Annotated in this window: 14 protein-coding genes and 2 pseudogenes; 11 read left to right on the top strand and 5 right to left on the bottom strand. The window is 69.8% G+C overall.

Translation table 11 applies throughout. The features are described 5' to 3' along the window. Positions 1–191 precede the first annotated feature (191 nt). Both V1227_RS15690 and V1227_RS15700 read left to right on the top strand, forming a co-directional pair. Complete coding sequence (locus V1227_RS15690) at positions 192–1,223, top strand: glycoside hydrolase family 19 protein (protein ID WP_329793300.1); 1,032 nt, start codon at positions 192–194, stop codon at positions 1,221–1,223. 119 nt (positions 1,224–1,342) lie between these two features. Beyond that, positions 1,343–1,767, top strand: a pseudogene (locus V1227_RS15700) (DinB family protein). Here V1227_RS15700 and V1227_RS15705 read toward each other — a convergent pair. Beyond that, complete coding sequence (locus tag V1227_RS15705) at positions 1,764–2,009, bottom strand: mycoredoxin (RefSeq protein ID WP_089919660.1); 246 nt, start codon at positions 2,007–2,009, stop codon at positions 1,764–1,766. The pseudogene V1227_RS15700 and the gene V1227_RS15705 sit on opposite strands and share 4 nt — an antisense overlap. 297 nt (positions 2,010–2,306) lie before the next feature. Between V1227_RS15705 and V1227_RS15710 the strand changes: the two genes are divergently transcribed. Together V1227_RS15710 and V1227_RS15715 are read left to right on the top strand one after the other, a co-directional pair. After that, positions 2,307–2,930 (top strand): DUF4360 domain-containing protein, encoded by a 624-nt coding sequence (locus V1227_RS15710; RefSeq protein ID WP_236219798.1) that lies wholly within the window; start codon positions 2,307–2,309, stop codon positions 2,928–2,930. 58 nt (positions 2,931–2,988) lie between these two features. After that, positions 2,989–3,618: pseudogene (locus V1227_RS15715) on the top strand (DUF4360 domain-containing protein); the annotation flags it as partial. A 1,277-nt stretch (positions 3,619–4,895) separates the two neighbouring features. On the opposite strand, the gene ilvA reads toward V1227_RS15715, so the two are convergent. Then, the gene (gene ilvA, locus V1227_RS15720; RefSeq protein ID WP_329793303.1) at positions 4,896–6,131 is read right to left on the bottom strand and encodes a threonine ammonia-lyase IlvA; all 1,236 of its coding nucleotides are present in this window, start codon (positions 6,129–6,131) and stop codon (positions 4,896–4,898) included. Between the two features lie 86 nt (positions 6,132–6,217). Here ilvA and V1227_RS15725 point away from each other — a divergent pair, with 86 nt between their 5' ends. Beyond that, positions 6,218–7,048 (top strand): lytic polysaccharide monooxygenase auxiliary activity family 9 protein, encoded by an 831-nt coding sequence (locus V1227_RS15725; protein ID WP_329793304.1) that lies wholly within the window; start codon positions 6,218–6,220, stop codon positions 7,046–7,048. Between the two features lie 80 nt (positions 7,049–7,128). After that, entirely contained in the window at positions 7,129–8,349 is a 1,221-nt protein-coding gene (locus V1227_RS15730) for a ThuA domain-containing protein (protein ID WP_329793305.1), read from the top strand. Here V1227_RS15730 and V1227_RS15735 read toward each other — a convergent pair. After that, positions 8,328–8,705 (bottom strand): hypothetical protein, encoded by a 378-nt coding sequence (locus tag V1227_RS15735; RefSeq protein ID WP_236219791.1) that lies wholly within the window; start codon positions 8,703–8,705, stop codon positions 8,328–8,330. The genes V1227_RS15730 and V1227_RS15735 overlap by 22 nt on opposite strands. A gap of 159 nt (positions 8,706–8,864) precedes the next feature. Between V1227_RS15735 and V1227_RS15740 the strand changes: the two genes are divergently transcribed. From V1227_RS15740 to V1227_RS15760, 5 genes are read left to right on the top strand one after another with little or no spacing between them, the layout of a single operon-like run. Beyond that, the gene (locus V1227_RS15740) at positions 8,865–9,341 is read left to right on the top strand and encodes a helix-turn-helix domain-containing protein (RefSeq protein ID WP_329793306.1); all 477 of its coding nucleotides are present in this window, start codon (positions 8,865–8,867) and stop codon (positions 9,339–9,341) included. Between the two features lie 3 nt (positions 9,342–9,344). Continuing rightward, positions 9,345–9,857, top strand: a complete 513-nt coding sequence (locus V1227_RS15745) for a hypothetical protein (RefSeq protein ID WP_329793307.1) — start codon at positions 9,345–9,347, stop codon at positions 9,855–9,857. Between the two features lies 1 nt (position 9,858). Then, positions 9,859–10,968, top strand: a complete 1,110-nt coding sequence (locus tag V1227_RS15750) for an MAB_1171c family putative transporter (RefSeq protein ID WP_329793308.1) — start codon at positions 9,859–9,861, stop codon at positions 10,966–10,968. 15 nt (positions 10,969–10,983) lie between these two features. Next, a complete protein-coding gene (locus V1227_RS15755) occupies positions 10,984–12,048 on the top strand; it encodes an ATP-dependent DNA ligase (protein ID WP_329793309.1) in 1,065 nt (354 codons plus the stop codon). Continuing rightward, positions 12,045–12,650, top strand: a complete 606-nt coding sequence (locus tag V1227_RS15760; RefSeq protein WP_329793310.1) for a YigZ family protein — start codon at positions 12,045–12,047, stop codon at positions 12,648–12,650. The genes V1227_RS15755 and V1227_RS15760 overlap by 4 nt, the downstream gene beginning before the upstream one ends. A 110-nt stretch (positions 12,651–12,760) precedes the next feature. Here V1227_RS15760 and V1227_RS15765 read toward each other — a convergent pair whose 3' ends face one another. Further along, complete coding sequence (locus tag V1227_RS15765) at positions 12,761–15,364, bottom strand: exo 1,3/1,4-beta-D-glucan glucohydrolase (protein WP_329793311.1); 2,604 nt, start codon at positions 15,362–15,364, stop codon at positions 12,761–12,763. A gap of 423 nt (positions 15,365–15,787) precedes the next feature. Then, positions 15,788–17,434, bottom strand: a complete 1,647-nt coding sequence (locus tag V1227_RS15770) for a glutamate--tRNA ligase (RefSeq protein WP_329793312.1) — start codon at positions 17,432–17,434, stop codon at positions 15,788–15,790. Between the last annotated feature and the right edge of the window lie 9 nt (positions 17,435–17,443).

A 17,443-nucleotide genomic window follows, 5' to 3' on the forward strand; every position in this document is an offset into this window, starting at 1 on the left:
CGCAACGGGTTCCGCATCCACAGCGGCTGCACTGCCGACGCGACAAAACAGGTCTAGACCCTTGACTGGTCTGGACCAATAGTGCCAACCTCGGCACTGTTCACATCCTCGATTCCTCGGATGCACCAAGACTCCAGGAGTGGGTGACCTTGCTGAAAAAACGCATCTTGGCGTCTCTCGCGGCAGGGGTGATGGCGGCTTCTCTGGCCGTCATCGCGCCGACCGCGTCCTCACAGGCAGAAGTGTCCGCGCAGGCCTGCACCTTCACGGACTGGGTCCAGGGTCAGTGGTACACCACCGGCTCGATCGTGAGATTCGAAGGCAGGTACTACGTCGCCGAGCACGACAACCCGGGCTACAGCCCGACGGTCTCCACGTGGTACTGGGAGCCGACGAGCTGTGACGGCGGTGGTGGAGGTGGCGGCGGCGGCACCTGCACCAGCGCCACCGACTGGGTCGCCGGACGGCAGTACTACACCGGCAACATCGTGCGCTACAACGGTTCCTACTACATCGCCGAGCACGACAACCCCGGTTACGACCCGACGGTCTCGACGTGGTTCTGGGAGCCGCACAACTGCGGTGGTGGCGGCGGCGGAGGTGGCGGCGGCAGCTTCGTCGTCAGCGAAGCCCAGTTCAACCAGATGTTCCCCGGCCGCAACGCCTTCTACACCTACCAGGGCTTCGTCGACGCGGCGCGCACCATCCCCGCGTTCGGCACGACCGGTAGCGACACGGTGAAGAAGCAGGAAGTGGCGGCGTTCCTCGCGAACGCGTCGCACGAGACCGGTGGCCTCGTGCACATCGAAGAGATCAACAAGAACAACGACCTCTGCGACGAGAGCCAGCCCTACGGCTGCCCGGCCGGCACCTACGCCTACTACGGCCGCGGCCCGATCCAGCTGTCGTGGAACTTCAACTACAAGGCCGCCGGCGACTACCTCGGCCTGAACCTGCTGCAGAACCCGTACCAGGTGGCGCAGAACTCCACGACCGCGTGGCGGACGGCGATCTGGTACTGGATGACGCAGCGCGGCCCCGGTTCGATGACGCCGCACGACGCGATGGTCAACAGCGCCGGCTTCGGCCAGACCATCCGCAGCATCAACGGTTCCCTGGAGTGCGACGGCCGCAACCCGGCGCAGGTCCAGAGCCGCGTCTCGAAGTACCAGCAGATCACCGGCATCATCGGGGTGACCCCCGGCGGCAACCTCTACTGCTAGTGGTCGGCCGGACCAGGACTCGAGCGGTCCTGGTCCGGTCACAGCTTCACTGCATGACCATGGAGCTCAACGACCTGCTGCACGAACTGAACGACCAGCGCCGGACCTTCCGCATCACGATGCGGGGGCTCTCCGCGTCCGACGCGGTGAAGCGCGCGACGGCCAGCGAGCTCACGCTGGGTGGGTTGCTCAAGCACCTCACCCGGTGTGAGCGCAGCTGGACCCACATCCTGACCGAGCAGCCCCTCCCCCGCCCGGGATGCTGGACTCCGACCAGTACACCTGGACGGGCACGGACTTCGAGGGGCTGCTCGCGTCGTACGACGAGGCGGTGCGCGCGACCGATGAGGCCGTGCGCGCCGCCTCGCTCGACAAGCTCGTCCCGCTGCCGTCCGCGCCGTGGGACACGGACCCGCAGCCCATGTCGATCCGCATGGTCGTGCTGCACCTGATCCGGGAGACCGCGCAGCACGCGGGTCACGCGGACATCATCCGGGAAACGCTCGACGGTCAGTCGACGACCGCGTCCCTTCGCGAGTCCTAGGCCGCGAGCTGTTCCTTGACCTGCGCCAGCGACGGGTTGGTGAGCGCCGCGCCGTTCGGGAAGTGGACGGTCGGCACCGTGCGGTTGCCGCCGTTCACGCTCATCACGAAGTCGGCCGCTCCCGGCGTCTCCTCGATGTTGATCTCGACGTACTCGATGCCTTCCCGGTCGAGCGAGCTCTTCAGGATGCGGCAGTAGCCGCACCACGAGGTCGAGTAGACGGTCAGCTGGTCGGGAGCCATCAGGCGCACTCCTCGTCGGGGTCGGACGGTGTCACCGGTGTCAACGCGCCGCCGCGCGCGGTTCTTCCCGGGGCCCGCCGGCCCCGATCGTCAGGCAATCGTCAGGTCGATTCCGCACGCCTTCGGCCAGCATGGTTCCCGCGCGTCCGAGAATTCCGGCCGTGCATTTCATCGTGCATTCGAGTCGTGACCACCACACAATTCGGTCACCCATTCGGCGGCCCGTCACCACGGACGGTTTCCGCTATCGTCTGCATTCCGCCGCCGCTACCGCACCGCACAAAAGAAAGGCTGGCCATGCTGAAAACGGTGGCGGCTGCTGCCCTCGCGCTGTCCGCGGTCCTGACCGCGCCTGCCGCCCACGCAGCACCCGATGTCCCCGACTTCGTGACGATCGACGTCGTCACCGTGAACGGTTCCGGTTGTCCCGCCGGCACCGCGGCGGTCGCGGCCGCGGACGACCGCACGGCGTTCACGGTCACGTACAGCCAGTACCTCGCGCAGGCCGGGCAGGGCTCCGGCCCCACCGACTTCCGCAAGAACTGCCAGCTCAACATCAGGGTGAGCTACCCGCAGGGCTTCACGTTCGGCATCGCCCAGGCCGACTACCGCGGTTTCGCCCACCTGCAGCCGGGCGCCACAGGGACGGAAAGAGGCAACTACTACTTCCAGGGCATGTCGCAGGGCGCGAGCCGCACCCACACGTTCAACGGCCCGAAGAGCGACAACTGGCAGGCCACCGACCGCGCGCAGGTGTCGGAAATCGTCTACGCGCCGTGCGGTGAGGTCCGTCACCTGAACATCAACACGGAACTGCGCGTGAATGCGGGAACCGCGTCGAAGGCGAACAGCTTCATGACGATGGATTCCACCGACAACAGCGTGAGCACGAAGTACCAGTTCTCCTGGAAGCGCTGCTGACCCCGGCACCGATCGCCGCCGCCCGTTCAGCGTTGACCCCCAGACGGAAAGGTGCCCCATGCTCACGACACTGGCCGCGGCCGCACTCGCGATGTCGACGATCATCATCCCGCCCGGCGGCGCCCCCGGCGACACCCCGCCGCCGGACCACATCACCATCGACGTCGTGACGATCAACGGATCGGGCTGCCGGGCCGGAACCGCCGCCGTCGCCGTCAGCCCGGACAACAAGGCGTTCACCGTCACCTACAGCGAGTTCATGGCGCAGGTCGGCCCCCAGGCCCTGCCGACCGACTTCCGCAAGAACTGCCAGCTGAACCTGCGCGTCAACGTGCCGTCCGGCTTCACCTACGGCATCTCGTCGACCGACTACCGCGGCTTCGCGCACCTCGAACGCGGCGCCACGGCCCTGGAACGCGCGAACTACTACTTCCAGGGCATGTCGCAGACCGAGTACAAGCAGCACAACTACCGCGGCCCGTTCAGCGACGACTGGCAGGCGACGGACACGACCGACGTGGCCGCCATCGTCTACCACCCGTGCGGCGAGAAGCGGAACTTCAACATCAACACGGAGCTGCGGGTCATGGCCGGCACCTCCGACAAGAAGCTGACCAGCTTCATCTCGATGGACTCGACGGACGGGTCGATCGAGACGACCTACCACTTCGCGTGGAAGGTCTGTCCCCCACGAGGCCGTAGTCGTCCCGCCAGGTGCCGGGCATTCCGCGAACGGGGTGCCCGGCACGCCCCTGTCCTGAGAAGATCGGTCCCTCACGACGTCTGGGGGACGACGATGAAGCTGCACGCACTGTCCGGAGTGGACCTGGGGCCGCAGTTCCACGCGATGGTGAAGACGATTCGCACGGGGATGCTCGAGCCGCGGTACCCGCGCATCCCGGTGCTGTTCGACGACCTGGTGAGCACGTCGGCACGAGTGGACCTGGTGCGCTTGGCCACGATCGTGGCGCTCGAACAAACCGGCGAGAGCGTCGAGCTCATGCCGGCCAGCGCACGCGGTCGCCATGTGGGGCGCGAGTGCATGATCGGTGTCGCCGACAACGATGACGGCACGGTCCGCGTCACCGCGGCCGGGGTGCGGACCGACGTCCGGCCACCCTCCGAGGAGGACTGCCACCGCCTGCTGACCTCCGGCGTGCGCGGCACGGCGATGCGGTTCCCCGTCTTCCCGAGCTCGTGTCCCTCGCTGGTCGCGCGCGGCGACGGGCCGGACGAGCTCGTGCTGTGGCGGTGCGGCCTGGCGCCGGCGAAGTTCCGGCTGCCCGGACCGGTGCTCGCGGCGATCCACATCTCCGACACGTCCCGCGAGGAGCTGCTCGCGTTGATCGAGTTCAACGGCGAGCTGGTGTACGTGGCACCCGGTGAGGACCCCGCGACGAGCGAACTGCGCATCCAGGTCAGCTTCAGCGTCGACGCGGAGGCCGAGCGCGACCTCTCCCCGCTCTACCTGGACATGGACGAGCCCTGGCGTTACGGCGTCTACTTCCGCCGCGCCGGCAAGTGGTGGAACCTCCACCGCCGCGGCGGCAAGAACACGCTGAAGCAGTCGTCCGGAACGACTCACCAGCCCGGTTCCTGGCCCTGGCACGTCAAGGTCTACGGCGGCGACCGGACGGTCTTCGGACCGGGCTACTCCCACGCCGAGCGCCGGCGCGGCACCGACTGGACGGTGTCGGGGACGGAGTGGGAGGAGCAGGTCATCACCGCTCCGCCCGGCGAGCACGTCCTCGGTCTCACCGAGGTCGAGGGACAACCGGCGCTGCTGACCCGGGAGGGCGAGGTCGTCCGAGCACGGCGGCAGCACGACGTGCGCACGGTCGTCGAGTTCGAGGGACCCGTGATCCAGCACCACGAACTGCCGTGGGTGGCGGTGCAGCGCTCGGCTCACCTCGTCGAGGTCGTCGACGTCGCGACCGGCGCGGTGCTGCACCGCGTCGACACCGCCTAGATCAGGAAGCGGTACGCCGTCGACCCCGGCTCCACGTGCTGGATCCTGAGCGGGGACTCCTTCATCCGCCCCCACAGCAGGTCGTAGTCCTCGCGACGGCCGAGCTCGATGCACACCAGCGCGGCGCCGGTCTCCCGGTTGTCGCGCTTGACGTACTCGAACCGCACGATGTCGTCGTCCTTGCCGAGCACGTCGTCGAGGAACCGCCGCAGCGCGCCGGGCTCCTGCGGGAACTCGACGAGGAACCAGTGCTTGAGGCCCCGGTGGATCATCGAGCGCTCGACGATCTCGGCGTAGCGGGAGACGTCGTTGTTGCCGCCGGAGAGCAGGCACACCACGGTCGAGTCGGGCGCGACGGAGATCTCCTCCAGCAGCGCGGCCGAGGCCAGGGCGCCCGCGGGCTCGGCGATGATGCCGTCGATCTGGTACAGCTCGAGCATCTCGCTGCAGACGGCGCCCTCGGCGACGGTGAGCAGCTCGGCGCCGCTGTCGCGCACCATCGGGAACGTCACGTCGCCCGCGCGGCGGACCGCGGCGCCGTCGACGAACGAGTCCACCTCGGGCAGCGTCACGGGGCCGCCCGCGTGGACAGCGGCGATCATGCTCGCGGCGCCGGCCGGTTCGACGCCGATGATGCGGGTGCGCGGGAAGCGCTCCCTGAACCAGGTGCCGACGCCGGAGAGCAGGCCTCCACCGCCGACGGGCACCACGACGACGTCGGGGGCGCCGCCGAGCTGCTGGACGATCTCCAGGCCGACGGTGCCCTGGCCCGCGACCGTGCGCGGGTCGTCGAAGGCCGGGACCAGGGTCGCGCCCGTGGTCCGCGCGTACTCCTTGGCGAGGGCCGCCGCGTCGTCGTAGGTGTCGCCGTCGACGACCAGCTGGACCATGCCCTGACCGAGCGCGGCGATGCGGTCGCGCTTCTGGCGCGGGGTGGTGCGCGGGACGTGCACGCGGCCCTCGATGCCGAGGCGGCGGCACGCGTAGGCCATGCCCTGGCCGTGGTTGCCCGCGGAGGCGCAGACGGCGCCGCCGAACGCGAGCTCGGTCTGGCAGAGCAGGTTGAACGCGCCGCGCAGCTTGTAGGAGCGGCCGACCTGGAGGTCCTCGCGCTTGAACCACACCCGCGCGCCGGTGCGCTCGGACAAGCGCTGGTTCACCTCGAGCGGCGTGGTGCGGGCGACTCCACCGAGCCGGGCTGCGGCCGCGGACACCTCATCAGCGAAGGACATGTCAGTACATCTTCCGTGAACGACTCGGGTCTGGCACGCGTACTCCTGGAAGGAAGGGGGCGGTGCCCGTGTTTCGCCTTGTGGGCGTGCTGACGCTGCTCATGCTGGTCTCCGGGGTGCCCGCGCACGCCCATGGCGCGCCGACCGACCCCGCGAGCAGGGCGTTCCTGTGTTCGCCAGGTCAGCCCACAGCATCATCCTCGCCCTGCCGCGGCGCCATCGCGGCGGGGTTGCCGTCCGAGGAGTGGGACAACATCCGCCTGGCGGACGTCCGGGGGCGTGACGCGGCGATGGTCCCCGACGGCAAGCTGTGCAGCGCGGGCCTGCCGAGGTACGCCGGGCTCGACGTGCCGTCGGCCGCCTGGCCCGCGACGAAGCTCGGGAGCACCGCCTTCACCTACCGGGCGACGATCCCGCACCGGGGGTCGTTCCGCTTCTACGTCACGCGCGACGGGTACTCGCCCGCCCGGCCGCTGCGGTGGGCGGACCTGGAGCAGTTCCTCACCGTGCCCGCTCCCCCGCTCGTGAACGGCTCCTACGAGTTCCGGGTGCGCCTGCCGGAGAACCGGACCGGCCGCCACCTGATCTACACGGTCTGGCAGAACACGGACACGCCCGACACCTACTACTCGTGCACGGACGTGGAGGTCGCCGCACCGGCGGCACAGGCGGCACCCGCTCCCGTCGCCCAGCCCGCACCGGCGACCGGAGCCCCGGCCACGGCGCGGGCCCCGGTGAGCGCGTCCCCCACGCCGTCCGCACCGAGGTCGAGCACCCCGGAACCCGTTCCGGTCGCGTCGAGCGCCGGACGACCTCCCTCGAACGCGACGCGCCCCGGTCTCTCGGCCGTGGTCGCCGCGCTGGGCGGTCTCGTGGTGCTCGGCGGAATCATGTTGTGGCGCGGAAGAATTCTGTGAACGTCCCGGTCCCCAACAGGTCTAGACCTTCCCTACGCTGATCTCCGGGCGCGCAACCCGCGAGACGAAGGTGTGCGTGAATGGCTCGAAAACTGTTGGCGTCGCTGGTGATGCTCGCCGCGGCCCTCGTCCCGGCACCGGCCCACGCTGCCCCGTTCAAGGTGCTGGCGTTCTACAACGGCACGTTCGACGCGGCGCACGTCGCGTTCGTGAACGAGGCGAACCCGTGGCTCACCCGTGCCGGTCAGGAGAACGGCTTCACCTACGAGGCGACACGGGACTGGAACCGCCTGAGCACCCTCACCCCGGCCCAGGCGCAGGTCGTCGTCTTCCTCGACGACGCGCCCACCGGAGCCTCCGCACGCGCCGGGTTCCAGCGGTACGTGGAGCAGGGCGGCGCCTTCTTCGGCTTCCACGTGAGCGCGTTCACGCAGAACGCGAACGAGTGGTCCTGGTACCACAACACCCTGCTGGGCAAGGGGAACTTCGTCGGCAACACCTGGGAACCGACCACCGCGGTGCTGAAGGTGGAGAACCGGACGCACCCCTCGACCCTGCGCCTGCCGGAGCGCTTCACCTCGTCGGTCAGCGAGTGGTACAGCTGGTCGCGTGACCTGCGCACGAACCCGGACATCCAGGTCCTGGCGAGCGTCGACCCGTCGAGCTTCCCGCTCGGCACCGACCCGGACCAGCAGTGGCGCAGCGGGTACTACCCGATCATGTGGGCCAACCGGAACTTCAAGATGATCTACGCGAACTTCGGCCACAACGCGATGGACTACGTCAACAACGTGCCGAAGTCGTCGACGTTCGCGAGTCCCGCGCAGAACGACTTCCTGGTCGACAGCCTGCTCTGGCTGGGCGGCGGCACCCCGCCGCCGCAGGACGGGTGGAAGACCGCCACCAACCGCGGCAACGGCAAGTGCGTCGACGCGCGGGCGGCGGGCACCGGCAACGGCACGGTCGTCCAGCAGTACACCTGCAACGGCACCACGGCGCAGAACTTCCGCGCGGTGGCGACGACCGACGGCTACTCCCGGCTCGAGTACCGCAACAGCCCGGCCAAGGTGCTCGACGTGAGCGACGTGTCCACCGCGGACGGTGCCGGCGTCCACCTGTGGGACCACGTCGGCGGCGCCAACCAGCAGTGGCGGGTCACCACGGGTGCGGACGGCCACTCGACGCTGACGGCACGCCACTCCGGCAAGTGCCTCTCCGCCCCGCCGAGCGGCGCCGACGGCGTGCAGCTGGTCCAGGCGACCTGCGACGGGTCGGCGGCTCAGTCGTTCCGGCTGGCCTGAGGCCCGGTCACGACCACGCGTTCGCCCGGTCTCCCGGTGAAGGAGGCCGGGTCGGACGCGCCCAGGAAGCCGTACATGTCGTTGAGCTGGTGCAGCGCCTGCACCGCGTCCCGCCACACCGGGCACGGCCACGCCCGGTGGCGCCCGTACCAGGCACGGCACGACTTGCACCGGTGCCGCTCGTTCGGCTCGTGCACCCGCAGCAGTCCCCGCCACCACGGCAGCGCGTCACGAAGGCGCTCGCGCAGTTCGAAGACCTCGTGGGGCGACTCCGTCCGGGCGAGCTGGTCCATGGTCTCGTAGACGACGTCGACCACGGCCCGGTGGAAGGCTTCCTGTCGTTCAGCCAGTGCCATGTCCCGAACCCTCCGCGGCCTGGTGAGCGGGTGGACTGCCATGACCGTGCCCACTCGCGCGGACACCCTCCGCAGTTGAGACAGGCACGGGTGGGAGTCTATGTTGGGCAAGAGCGGAGTTTCAACTGGCGAAAATCCACATTCCAGGTCTTCATTTTCTTGGGTGGAGACCACGGCAAGCGCGACGGAGGCCAGGCGATGGCGGGGGAACGGTCCCTGGCGGACAGGCTCAACCACCTCTTCGCACGCCACACCACCCGCTGCGGCCAGGAGTACAGCAACGAGCAGGTCGCGGCCGCGATCGCCGGCACCGGCGTCACCATCTCCCAGAGCTACATCTGGCAGCTGCGCAAGGGCAAGAAGGACAACCCGACGTTCAAGCACCTGCAGGCACTGGCAGGCTTCTTCGGTGTGCCCGTGAGCTACTTCTTCGACGACGAGGTCACCGACCGCGTCGACGAGCAGCTGAAGTCGTTGCAGGACGAGCAGTCGCGTCTGAACGAACTCACCTCGGGCAGCGACGCACAGCTCATGGCGATGCGGGCGGGCGAGCTGTCGCCGGACCGCCGCCGCCTCGTCATGGAGCTGCTCGACGTCGTCTACCGACAGGAACAGGCCGAGCGCGGCGAGGGATGACCCGTGGCAGAACGCGATCTGCGCAGGCGGTGCCGCCGCCTGCTGAACGAACTCGACATCCAGCCCCCGCTCGACGTCTCGGAGCTCTGCCGCCGGGTCGGTGACCAGCGCGGCAAGCCGATCCGGCTGATCGCGCACCCGATCCCGGTGCCCGGCCCCTACGGCGTGTGGATCGCCACCGCCAAGGCCGACTACATCCTGTACCAGCAGGAGACGTCGAAGGCGCACCAGAACCACATCATCCTGCACGAGCTGGGGCACCTGCTGGCCGGTCACACGAGCGACGAGCAGGACGACGACCTGCTCACGGGCCTCTACCCGGACCTCGCGCCGGACGCGGTGCGCAGGGCGTTGCGGCGCACCTCCTACGACTCCGAGCACGAACGCGAAGCCGAGACGGTGGCGACGATCATCCTGGAGTGGGCGTCGGTGCTCGACAAGGTGGCGCCGCGGGCCTCGGAGGGCCCCGCCCGGCGCATGTCGTCCTCGCTCGCCGACCGGCTGGGGTGGCTCTGACGTGGAGTACCTGAAGGAGACCCAGGGCATCGTCGCGTTCTCCGCGCTCGCGGTGGCGCTGTACCTGCTGGTCCGCCGGCCGCGCGACCCCCGCCTGCGGTCGGTGACGGGTCTGGTCGCCGGCTGGGCCGTCGGCTACCCGTTCGGGCGGGCCGCGGCGAGCGGGCGGTGGTTCCTCGGCCTCGACCCGATGGTCTGCCAGCTCGTCCAGCACTCGATGCTGCAGATCGGCGTGTACGGCCTGATCTGCTTCTTCATCTTCTCCGCGCTCGACGACGCGAGGGCGAAGCGCCAGGCGTTGCTGCAGCTCGTGCCGTTGGCGCTGTGCATCAGCGTGATGACGTGGGCGGTGCTTGCGATCCCGGACGACCTGCGCGTGGCGGCGGCCCGCGTGCCGAACTCGCTCGGCGGCGGGCCGACCGGCGTCCTCGCGATCACGGTGTTCTACGCGCTGGGCAACGGGTTCCTGCTCTACGGCTTCGCCACGATGTTCGTGTGGTCGCGGCGCTACGCCCGCGGCGCCGAGCCGAGGCTGCGCCGGGGCCTGCTGATCACCTCGACCGGCCTCGCGCTGCTGGTGCCCGCCGACGCGATCTTCGTGGCGTCGAACGTCTCCCGCTACTTCGGCGAGCCGCTCCCCCGCTGGCTGCTGACCACCGCGGTGTGGTTCCTGCTGCCGGGCGTGCTGTTCTGCGTCGTCGGCGTCATCTACCCGATCATCGCGATGCGGATCGCCGCCACGAGGCTGTGGCTGCGCCACCTGCGCGCCTACCACCGCCTGGCTCCACTGTGGAGGCTGCTGCACGAGTCGTTCCCCGAGGACGCCCTGCACCGCGTGCCGTCGCGGCGGGACGCGTTCTCGCTGCGGGGCGTGCACCGGCGCTACTACCGGCGCGTGGTCGAGTGCCGCGACGGCCTGGTGCGGATCAGCCCGTACGTCGCCGAGACGCCGGAGGAGCTGCCGTTGTCGGAACGGCTGCGGGCCGGGCTGGAGGCGCGCCGCACGGGTGCGGTGACCCTGCGGCGGCCCATCGCGCTCGCGATCCCCGAGGACGACGGCATGGACGCGGACGTGCGGGAGCTCGAAAAGCTCGCGGTGTCCCTGCGCTGAGCTTATGGTCCCTCCGTGGACCTGCCCGTGATGCCGCCGGTGAAGCCGATGCTCGCGAAGTCCGTGCCCGAGCTGCCGTGCGGGGACGGCCTCGCCTACGAGCCCAAGTGGGACGGCTTCCGCTGCATCGTGTTCCGCGACGGTGACGAGGTCGAGCTGGGCTCGCGCAACGACAAGCCGCTCACCCGCTACTTCCCCGAGGTCGTCGAGCTGCTCAAGCGGGCGCTGCCGCCGCGGTGCGTGGTCGACGGCGAGATCGTGCTGGTCACGCCGTCCGGGTTGTCGTTCGACACGCTGCAGCTGCGGCTGCACCCCGCGGCCTCGCGCGTCCGGAAGCTGTCGGTGGAGACGCCGGCGAGCTTCGTGGCGTTCGACCTGCTGGCCCTGGGCGACGCCGACGTCAGCGGGCTCCCGCTCGCCGAACGCCGCACGATGCTCGAGGACGCCGTCATCGAGGTCCCGGGCTTCTACCTGACACCGTCCACGGCGGACCCGGACGTGGCGCGGGACTGGTTCACGCGGTTCGAGGGCGCCGGGTTCGACGGGGTGGTGGTCAAAGCCCTGGACGGCGTCTACGAGCCCGACAAGCGCGTGATGTTCAAGGTGAAGCACGAGCGGACGGCCGACTGCGTGGTCGCGGGCTACCGGCTGCACAAGGACGGCGAGTCGGTCGGGTCGCTGGTGCTCGGGCTCTACCGCGACGGCGAGCTGCACAACGTGGGCGTGGCCAGCAGCTTCACCGCGGCCCGGCGGCGCGAGCTGGTCGAGGAGCTCGCACCGCTGCTCAACCCCTCCGAGCACCCGTGGAGCACGTGGGCGACGTACGAGGGTCCCGGCATGAACAGCCGGTGGAACCCCGACAAGCAGCTTCAGGTCGTGCTGGTGGAACCGAGCCGGGTCGCCGAGGTGCGGTACGAGCACGTGCAGGGCGGACGGTTCCGGCACACGGCGCGCCTGGTGCGGTTCCGCCCCGACAAGGAGCCCGCCGACTGCACGTACGAGCAGCTCGAGGAGGTGCCGCCCGCCGAGCTGGACGCCCTGTTCGGCGAGGCGGAGAGGCGGCGGACAATCGAGTCGTGAAGGTGATCAGGCGGGACGGCACGCACGAGATCGAGATCCAGCGGTCGCGGTTCCTGTGCCACGTCGCCCGCGTCACCTCCGACGCGGAGGCCTCGGAGTTCTTCGCCCGCGTGCGCAAGGAGCACTGGCAGGCCACGCACAACTGCACGGCGTTCCGGACGGCGGACACGCAGCGCTCGTCCGACGACGGCGAACCCGCCGGGACCGCCGGTGTGCCGATGCTGGAGGTGCTGACGCGGCGCGACCTGGTCGACACCGCGGTCGTCGTCACCCGCTACTACGGCGGGATCAAGCTGGGCGCCGGTGGCCTGGTCCGGGCCTACGGACGGGCCGTGTCGGAGGCCATCGACTCGTTGGGCACGCTCACCCGCGAACGGCACGAGAGCGTCCTTCTCGCCGTGGAGCACGATCAGGCGGGGAAGCTCGAGAACGCGTTGCGCGCGGCCGGGTACCACGTCGCCGACACGGACTACGGCCATGACGTCACCTTCACCGTCCTCACGAAGGACCCGGACGGTTTCGAGGCCTGGCTCGCCGCTGCGACGGGCGGTGCGGTGACCGCCATCAGGGGCGAGCCCGTGGACCTCGACGTCGCCGACTAGGACCGGGACCCCGTCGTGCACCACCGGAAGTCCGGCGTGCGCCTGCCGGAGCCCCGGACGAGAACGAGCCCCGCCGGCGGGGTGCCGGCGGGGCTCGTCGCGGTGGTGCCTTACGTGCAGGGAACGACGTCCGGGTCGGCGCCCGCCTTGGGCACCCACCGCACGTTCGCGAACGAGGCCTGGAACGCGCCGTCCGTGTAGACGAGGAACGGCGTGTTGACCAGCTCCAGGTCCAGCCCCTTGTCGGTGAAGCAGGAGACCGGCACCTTGACGGTCGCCTTCTGCCCGATCGGCAGGTTGCGGAACGCCTGCGTGGCGTCGATCTCCGCCAGGCACGGGTACACGCAGTGCGCGCTGATGACCGTGCGGTTGGCCGGGGCCTGGTGCACGATCACGTCGAACTGGATGGCCGCGTTGGCGTTGCCGTAGCCGCGCAGGTCGCTGGGCGCGGGGCTCTGCAGGTACACCTGGGCGGGGCCGGTGCCGGTCCACGTCGTCTTGAGCGCGTCCTGCTGGACGTTGACGTCGGACTGCACGACGTTGATCTCGGCGTGCGAGGCCTGGCCGTCGGGGCCGACCGCGGTGCCGCCCCAGTTCTCCGCCGAACCGATCATGCTCTGGTACGGCGCGATGTCCGTGCGGTTGAAGATCTCCAGGTCGTCGGTCGCCGTGCCGCCGCCACCACCGGAGCACAGGGCGCCGGGGCTGGTCTCGTCGAGCGTGCCGACGTTGCCGGTCTGCCAGTCGCGCAGGCCGTAGCCGAGCTGGAACAGCGGCTTCTTGGCGGGCTCACCGGGCAGCGCCGGGCAGGCCTCGCCCGGCCACGAGTAGGACAGCTTGCCGCTGAAGCCGTTGTGGCGGCCCTTGATCAGCAGGTCCGCGATGCCCTGGCCCTCGGTGCCCGGCAGCCAGGCGGCCACGAACGCGTCGGAGCGGTTGAGCTCCTTGTTCATGTAGAGCGCGCGGCCACCGACGTAGACGGTGATGACCGGCTTGCCCTTGCCCGAGACCTTGTCGAGCACGGCGAGGTCCTGCGGGTGCAGGCGGGCGGCCTCGAACGACCGCTTGCCGAGGTCGCCCACGCCCTCCGCGTACGGCGTCTCACCGATGACGGCGATGACGGCGTCGAACTGCGCCGGGTCGACCCCGTCCGCGGTCTCGGCGAACGTGACGTTCGCGGCGCCCAGGGTGTCCTGGATGCCCTTGAGGATGCTGGTGGCGTTCGGGAAGTCGGCGTTGGTGTTGCCGGTGCCCTGCCAGGACAGCGTCCAGCCACCCGTCTGGTTCGAGATGTTGTCGGCGCTCTTGCCGACCACGAGGACCTTGCTGCGCTTGGACAGCGGCAGCACGCGCTTGTTGTTCTTCAGCAGCACGGCGGACTCGCGCACGGCCTCACGGGCCAGTTCCTTGTGCAGCAGCGCCTTCTGCTCACCCGCGTGCTCGCGCAGCGAGGGCTTGGGGGCCTCGAACACACCGGCGCGCAGCTTGACGCGCAGGATGCGGGTGACGGCGTCGTCGATGCGGGCCATCGGGATCTCGCCGGCCTCGACCTGGGCGATCGTGTTGCTGATGAACGCCTTCCAGTCGTTCGGCACCATGATGATGTCCATGCCGGCGTTGATGGCCTGCGCACAGCTGGAGTTGGTGCAGCCGGTGACCTGGCCGATGCCGTTCCAGTCGGAGACGAGCAGGCCGTCGAAGCCCATCTTCTCCTTGAGGATGCCGGTCTGCACGTACTTGCTGCCGTGCACCTTGCCCTCGTTGATGACGTCGTTCGTCCAGCTGTTGAACGAGATCATCACCGTCTGCGCACCGGCGGCGAGGGCACCGTAGTAGCCCTGGCCGTGCACGTTGATCATCTTCTGCTCGCTGGACGGGTTGACGCCCTGGTCCTTGCCACCGATCGTGCCGCCGTCACCGAGGAAGTGCTTGGCGGTGGCGATCACGCCGTCCTCGCCGATGCGCTTCTTCGCGTTGTCCTGCAGGCCCTTGACGGCCTCGTAGCCGTAGGCGCGGGTGATCCGCGGGTCCTCGGAGAAGCCCTCGTAGGTGCGGCCCCACCGGTCGTCCTCGACGACCGCGAGCGTCGGCGCGAACGCCCAGTCCTGGCCCGTGGCCCGGATCTGCTCGGCGGTCGCGGCGCTGATGTCGCGGACCAGGCACGGGTCGTGCGCCGCACCGAGACCGATGTTGTGCGGGAACACCGTCGAGCCGAAGACGTTGTTGTTGCCGTGCACCGCGTCGATGCCCCAGATGACGGGGATCTTGGTGCGCGACTGCTTCGAGGCCTCGAAGTAGGCGTCGGCCAGCGCGAGCCAGTCCTGCGGGGTGGCGCGCTTGTTGCCGCCGGGGAAGCTGCCGCCACCGTTGAGCACGGAGCCGAACCCGTAGGTCTTGACGTCCTCCGCCGTGATCGCGGCGATCTCGGGCTGCGTCATCTGGCCGACCTTCTCGGCCAGCGTCATGTCCTCGAGGATCGCCTTGATGCGGGCCTCGTCCTTGCGGTCGCCCTTGAGCTGGCTCTCGACCTTCGGCCAGTCCTTCAGCGTGGGCAGGGACTTCTCGATGCGGGCGCACCCGTGCTCGGTCTTGGGCTGCCCGATGACCGTCTGCTTCGGTCCGTGCCGCTGCGCTTCCTGCGCGACGGCGGCCGAGGTCGCGCTGGCGGCGAGCGTCAGCCCCAGCACTGCGGCGAGAGTGCTTCTCCATTGCATGCCGCCGATCCTCAACGGCGTGTTACGTCCACGTCAATGGGAACGCTCTCACGACTTTGTTCCGGAACCGTTCAGGAGGAAGTTCCCCTATCGGGCTTGTTCGGTCGTGTGCGGTTTTGGTGGCGGGTGCGGGGTGGTGTGAGTGGGCACGTGTGCGGCCGGGCGGGTCGGCTCGCGTCGGCCGGTTCCTGTTCCGGCGGAGGAGTCAGCCGCAGGTCGAAGCCGTGTCATCGGACGGGCTCGGTCAGGACTGGCTCGTCGGTTCGGCGGACGACCATCCGCCCGTCCCCGGTCTCGTCGATGCAGACGTCGTCCGGGGTTTCCTCTGTCCCGGCGGGAAGTATGCGTGCCCGATGAGAAGACGTCGCGCGGATGACGACGGCCCCCGGCTCCGTGTGGAGCCGGGGGCCGTCGAGGAGGTGGTCAGCCCGCGAGGGCGCGGACTCGGCGCAGGACCTCGTCGGCGCCGAGGGTGCGGGCCACGGCGTGCAGGTCCGGGCTGGCCTTCGAGCCCGTCAGGGCGACGCGGATCAGCTGTGCGGCCTCGCGGATGGAGCCCGGGTAGGCGTCCGGGTTCTTCTTGTACTCCTTGGGGTTCGGCGCGAAGCCGTGCTTGGTGGCGAGTTCGCGGATCTGGCCGAACCACTCCTGGCCGTCCTCGAGGTCGGCGTAGCCGTCGGCGAAGTCGGAGGCGAAAGCGGCGATCAGCTCCGGGGACAGGCCGCCGAGGCGCTCGTCGGTGCGGTCGGAGACCAGCGGGAAGAGCGACGGGAAGAAGAAGCCGTAGGCCGTGCGGAAGTCGGACCACTTGCGGAGGTCCTTGCGCGGGTTCGCGACCTCCGGGCCCCGCTCCACCCGCAGGGCGGCGAGGGCGGCGTCGCGCTCGGTCGCGAGGACCGTCACGAGCTCCGGGTCGTAGGTCCGCGCCCACTCCGAGACGCGGGAGATGATCTCCTCGCCGGAGAGGGTGGCCACGTAGTCGGCGCAGATGTCGTCGAGCTTCACGAGGTCGACCAGGGGGCCGGCCACGCCGCACTCGGCGAGCGAGATCGGGGCCTGCAGGGCCTCGGCCAGCGGCAGCTCGGCCAGGCGGGCGTTCACCAGGCCGCGCATGTAGTACCGCACGGCCTCGGCCGGGAAGCCCGCCTCGATGAAGAACTCGACGGAGGCCTCGGGGTCCTTGCGCTTCGAGAGCTTGCGGCGGGAGCCGCCCTGCTGCTTCATCAGCGGCGCGATGTGGGCGTACTCGACGCGCTCGAAGCCCAGGGCGTCGAAGAGCTGCAGGTGGGTCGGGACCGAGGAGATCCACTCCTCGCCGCGGATCACCAGGTTCACGCGCATCAGGTGGTCGTCGACGGCGTGCGCGAAGTGGTACGTGGGCAGGCGGGGCGACTGGTCGGACGCCTTGAGGATGACGACGTCGTTGCGGTTGGCCTCGTGCTCCAGCTCGCCGCGGATCGCGTCGGTGAACTTCGTGCGCTCCCCCGCCTTGCCCGGCGAGCGGAAGCGGACGACGTACGGACGGCCCGCCTCGAGCGCCTCGGCGACGTCCTCGGCCGTCTTGTCGCGCCAGATCGCCCAGCGGCCGTAGTAGCCGGTGGGGAGCTTCGTGGCCTGCTGGCGGGCGGTGATGTCCGCGAGCTCGTCCTTCGTCGCGAAGCAGAGGTACGCCTTGTCCTCGCGGAGCAGCTCGCGCACGTACGTCAGGTAGATCTGCTCGCGCTGCGACTGGTGGTACGGGCCGTACGCGCCCACGGCGTCGGCCTCGTCGGGCTCGATGCCGAAGTAGGCGAACGCCCTGGTGAACTGCTCGACGGCACCCTCGACCTCACGCGCCTGGTCGGTGTCCTCGACGCGCACGATGTACGAGCCACCGGAGTGGGACGCGACGTCGCGGTCGATCATGCCGACGTACAGGCCGCCGATGTGCAGGAACCCGGTCGGCGACGGGCCCAGGCGGGTGACCTTCGCGCCGTCGCCCAGGCCGCGGGGCGGGTACTGCTCCTCCCAGTGGGACGGCTCGGGCAGGTCCGAGGGGAACAGGGCGTCGACGACGGCACGGTCGAGCATCGCTGAGGG

This window comes from Lentzea sp. DG1S-22, assembly GCF_036321065.1.
GTDB lineage: Bacteria > Actinomycetota > Actinomycetes > Mycobacteriales > Pseudonocardiaceae > Lentzea > Lentzea jiangxiensis.